Here is a 3,866-nt window from a genome sequence, read left to right on the forward strand (position 1 = left end):
TGCGCGTGATGCAGTGGGTGGACGAGAACGACTACGGCATCGGTGCCGCGCCGGAACACGCCTCCCGCGACGTGCTGGACCACGTGGTTCGCACCGACGAACTCATCTTCGACCGCGGAAAGGCGGGCGACGTGCTTCGGACGGTGTACGCGCTGAATCGGTTGGCGCGACTGGGGTGAGAACTCAGTCGTACCAGTACGCGATGCCGACGACGGAGAGCGGAACCGTCGCAAGCCAGAGGAGAATACGGATGGCGAACAGTTTGGGACCGAGGAACGGATGGGCCGGTCCGACGTGGGACGTTCGAAGATAGTAGTAGGTGCCACTCTCGCTGAGGAAGCGAAGGTGCCGAGGAATCTCCGACCGCGTGCGGACATGTCCCGTTCGAATCGCCGTCCGAAGTTTGGGACCCGTTCGACTGGTTGCAGAGTCCGGGTCGTACGTGACGTTCGCTAGTACGGTGGCGAACGAGACGTTCCGCGCCGTGAGTACGGTCGTTCCGTTTTCCACCTCGACGGTCGGTTCGTAAAATCCGTTTCTGGTCTGGATGTAGTCGTAGTCGGGCCACGAACGCGAGAAGTTAGCGCCGACCGAAACGCCGCCGTGTATCGCCGCGAATTCGAACCCGCAGGTGCGAGCGAGCCTCGGGGAGCAGTCTTGGACCGACGAGGAATGTCGAACGTAGTGGGTCGTGTGCGAGTGGTCCAACTCGACCGCCCGGTACTCGTATCGGAGACCGTTACCGTCGGGAACCAACCAGAGCGTGTTCGCCGCGAACGCCACCGCGAGGAGAACACAGAGCGCGCCGACCGCTCGGCGGCGGTTCACGGAATCACACTTCGCCGGAAGCTCATGACGGAGAGGTATCAGAATAGAGTATAAGTTTTCTGCTCGGGAGGACGAGAGAAGCGGAGAGAGGAAACGAAGAGAGAAACCGAGGTTCCGAGGTCGTGGGAAGCGTCGCGTCGAATCAGGCGTGGACCTGTACGCGAACGGTGTCGCCCGCTTCGACGGGACTGTGAACCGAGAGCGGTTCGTGGTCGGACTCGCGGACGAGGCTGGTGTCCGAGCGAAGGCCGAATCCGTCCACGATACCCGCGCGGACTTGCGGGCCGTAGCGCTCGCCGAGTTGTTCGACGACATCCTCGACGGTCGCCTCGTCGGGGACTGCCACGCGTGCGTCGCGGGTTCCGGTGCGCGCGACCATCGGGCCGGTGAGTTTGACTGTGACGTTCATACACACACCTTTGCACCCCCGGAACAAAAAGTTTACTCAGTCGCGAAAAACACCTGCCGAGACGAAACCGCTTATTGGGCCGGGGGACGAGCGTCCGAGTATGTCGCACGCACCAGAACCGGGGACGGACGACCCGCTCTCCCTGCACGGCGTCGTGTGAGTATGCCCCGGCAGAAATGACGAGGAAGATCGCAATGTATACGCCCGCTGCTCGTCGTTGCATACTCTAGCCCCTGTCCGCGTTCGGTATAATGGTTACTTTTTGGCGATCCGGTACGACGCTTCTTTTCATTATCCGCGAGAACGTACCGAGGGTATGAAATTCGGCGTCATCAGCACCGTAACCATCGGTACGAACGTCGTCGTACCGGCGATTAGGGAGGCCGGACACGAGGTCAGTGCACTCGCGTCCCGAGACGCATCGCGCGCCGCGAGCGTTGCAGATTGGCTCGAAGTACCGCGCGCCTATGGAACCTACGACGAGTTACTCGGAGACGACGAGATAGAAGCCGTGTACAACCCCCTCGGACACGACGTGCTGTCGAAATCAGCCATGGCTTGGACATTCGCGCCCTCAAAGCCAGTTTTCAGTTTCCGATGCGTGACTCCGAAAACGTTCGACTCGATCCAAACCTCGCTGGCGGAAGTCTGATTGATGTCAGATGCTATACGGTCAACGCCGCCCGACTGTTCCTCGGCGACCGAGCGCGTATACGCGACAGCGACGGACACCATGAACTGTGGCGTCGTAACCGAACTAACGGCCGTGCTCGAATACGAAATGGCATAACAGCGGAACTGTCCTCGGGTTTCACAACGACCGACACGCAATTCTACCGCGTCGAAGCGGCCAACGGATGGCTCGAATCCCAAGAAGCGTTCGTCCCACGCGGAGATGACGGCACTCGATTGGAGTATCGAATCGACGACCGACACGTCATCGAAGAGTTCAACCCAACAAATCAGTACGCACTCGAAGTCGAGGAGTCCGTCAACTGTATCGAAACAGGGCGGTCCCCGGAGACCGATGCGACAGATGAATCCGAACGATGAAAATCATCGATGCCCTCTACGAGAGCGTCCACGAACAACAACCCGTTCCGCTCTAATCAAGTCCAAACTGACACCTAAACGGTGCGCATTCAGTCATTTTCACCACGGAGAAGGGACAGAAGACCAGCAAATTACAGCAGAAACGTATTACCGAGGGTAGTATCGGCGACTGAAAACACGTTCTATGCTACAGAGCAACCGCTGGAACGAACAATTCGTAAAAAAGCCAAGGGCCGGATTTGAACCGGCGATGGGCGGCTCTGCAGGCCGCTGCGTTCGGCCGGACTCTGCCACCTTGGCGCAGTCTCTTCTTTGAAGTCGGTCACTTTAAACGTAGCGGTCTCAAGCGGCCGGATAGAAATAGCAAACCCGCACAGAGCGGTAGCTCCGTGCGGGTAATGAATGCGAGTATGAATGGGAGGCGGCGAATCGGATTTCCCAGAGGCTCGCGCACTCCAGTACTGACCGAAACGCAGACAGGCTTAACTTCCGTGTTCGGGATGGGTACGGGTGTCGCCCTGTCGCTCTGGCCGCCTTAACGTCAACTCACGGAATCGAACCGTGACAGGGATACCAATCGTTGATGGTTCGAACGAACCGTAATGTACGTGCAATCCAGTATACGCCTGGACTCACACACGAGAGTGCGTGTGAAACCAGTATGCGGTATGATTGTGTGGCGTCGATCTGTTAGTACTCGCGGACTGAACGCCTCGTTGCCTCGGCGCGTACATCCCGAGCCTATCGAACTCGTCTTCTACGAGTGATCTCGGTGATACTTCTTTTCCAAGTGGGTTTCGAGCTTAGATGCGTTCAGCTCTTACCCCGTGGTGCGTAGCTGCCCGGCACGCGCCCTCTCGGACGACCGGTACACCAGTGGCACCCATTCGTAGTTCCTCTCGTACTATACGAACGTTCTCGTCAAGTATCGTAACACCCCCAATAGATAGCAGCCGACCTGTCTCACGACGGTCTAAACCCAGCTCACGACCTCCTTTAATAGGCGAACAACCTCACCCTTGCCCGCTTCTGCACGGGCAGGATGGAGGGAACCGACATCGAGGTAGCAAGCCACCGGGTCGATATGTGCTCTTGCCGGTGACGACTCTGTTATCCCTAAGGTAGCTTTTCTGTCATCAATGGGCCGCAACAAGCAGCCTCATTGGTTCGCTAGACCACGCTTTCGCGTCAGCGTCCCTCGTTGTGTAGGACACTGTCAGACTTCCTTTTGCTCTTGCGCTCTTCCTCGGGTCTCCGACCCGAGTGAGGAAATCTTGGGGCGCGCTCGATATCTTTTCGAGCGCGTACCGCCCCAGTCAAACTGCCTGGCTACCGGTGTCCTCCGCCAGGAGTGAGGGTCGCAGTCACTACCGGGTAGTATTTCACTGATGCCTCGGTGATCCGCTAGCGCGGATACCTGTGTAGCGGCTCCTACCTATGTCTGCACAGTAGCGACCACGTCCCAGCGACAGCCTGCAGTAAAGCTCTATAGGGTCTTCGCTTCCCCTTGGGGGTCTCCAGACTCCGCACTGGAATGTACAGTTCACCGGGCCCAACGTTGGGACAGTGACGCTCT

Annotated in this window: 4 protein-coding genes, 1 tRNA gene, 2 rRNA genes and 1 pseudogene; 3 read left to right on the forward strand and 5 right to left on the reverse strand. The window is 58.4% G+C overall.

Translation table 11 applies throughout. The features are described 5' to 3' along the window. A pseudogene (locus BG842_RS32075) lies at window positions 1–179 on the forward strand (HAD family hydrolase); the annotation flags it as partial. A 4-nt stretch (window positions 180–183) separates the two neighbouring features. Here the strand turns inward: BG842_RS32075 and BG842_RS20990 are convergent. Together BG842_RS20990 and BG842_RS20995 are read right to left on the reverse strand one after the other, a co-directional pair. After that, the gene (locus tag BG842_RS20990) at window positions 184–828 is read right to left on the reverse strand and encodes a hypothetical protein (protein WP_069452327.1); all 645 of its coding nucleotides are present in this window, start codon (window positions 826–828) and stop codon (window positions 184–186) included. A 142-nt stretch (window positions 829–970) separates the two neighbouring features. Further along, window positions 971–1,237: a MoaD/ThiS family protein gene (locus tag BG842_RS20995; RefSeq protein WP_007979343.1), complete on the reverse strand. Its 267-nt coding sequence runs from the start codon at window positions 1,235–1,237 to the stop codon at window positions 971–973. Window positions 1,238–1,553: 316 nt separating this feature from the next. On the opposite strand from BG842_RS20995, the gene BG842_RS32080 reads away from it, so the two are divergent. Together BG842_RS32080 and BG842_RS32085 are read left to right on the forward strand one after the other, a co-directional pair. Beyond that, on the forward strand, window positions 1,554–1,889 hold the full coding sequence (locus tag BG842_RS32080) for a hypothetical protein (protein WP_254663005.1): 336 nt from the start codon (window positions 1,554–1,556) through the stop codon (window positions 1,887–1,889). Continuing rightward, window positions 1,835–2,290 carry a hypothetical protein gene (locus BG842_RS32085; RefSeq protein WP_254663006.1) on the forward strand — a complete coding sequence of 152 codons (456 nt, stop codon included), beginning with the start codon at window positions 1,835–1,837 and terminating at the stop codon, window positions 2,288–2,290. Before BG842_RS32080 ends, BG842_RS32085 begins: the two co-directional genes overlap by 55 nt. Before the next feature lie 224 nt (window positions 2,291–2,514). Here the strand turns inward: BG842_RS32085 and BG842_RS21005 are convergent. The 3 genes from BG842_RS21005 to BG842_RS30700 all read right to left on the reverse strand — a co-directional run. After that, window positions 2,515–2,590: transfer RNA gene (locus BG842_RS21005), tRNA-Cys, on the reverse strand. Between the two features lie 116 nt (window positions 2,591–2,706). Continuing rightward, window positions 2,707–2,828, reverse strand: a 5S ribosomal RNA gene (gene rrf / locus BG842_RS21010). A 132-nt stretch (window positions 2,829–2,960) separates the two neighbouring features. Next, window positions 2,961–3,866 (reverse strand): 23S ribosomal RNA (locus tag BG842_RS30700); the annotation flags it as partial.

Origin of the sequence: Haladaptatus sp. W1 (genome assembly GCF_001723155.1) — an archaeon.
GTDB classification, from domain to species: Archaea; Halobacteriota; Halobacteria; order Halobacteriales; family Haladaptataceae; genus Haladaptatus; species Haladaptatus paucihalophilus.

Bases quoted from the DNA above. Each gene is read 5' to 3' on its own strand.
- BG842_RS20995 (WP_007979343.1), bottom strand. From the start codon at position 1,237: ATGAACGTCACAGTCAAACTCACCGGCCCGATGGTCGCGCGCACCGGA.
- BG842_RS32080 (WP_254663005.1), top strand. From the start codon at position 1,554: ATGAAATTCGGCGTCATCAGCACCGTAACCATCGGTACGAACGTCGTC.
- BG842_RS32085 (WP_254663006.1), top strand. From the start codon at position 1,835: ATGCGTGACTCCGAAAACGTTCGACTCGATCCAAACCTCGCTGGCGGA.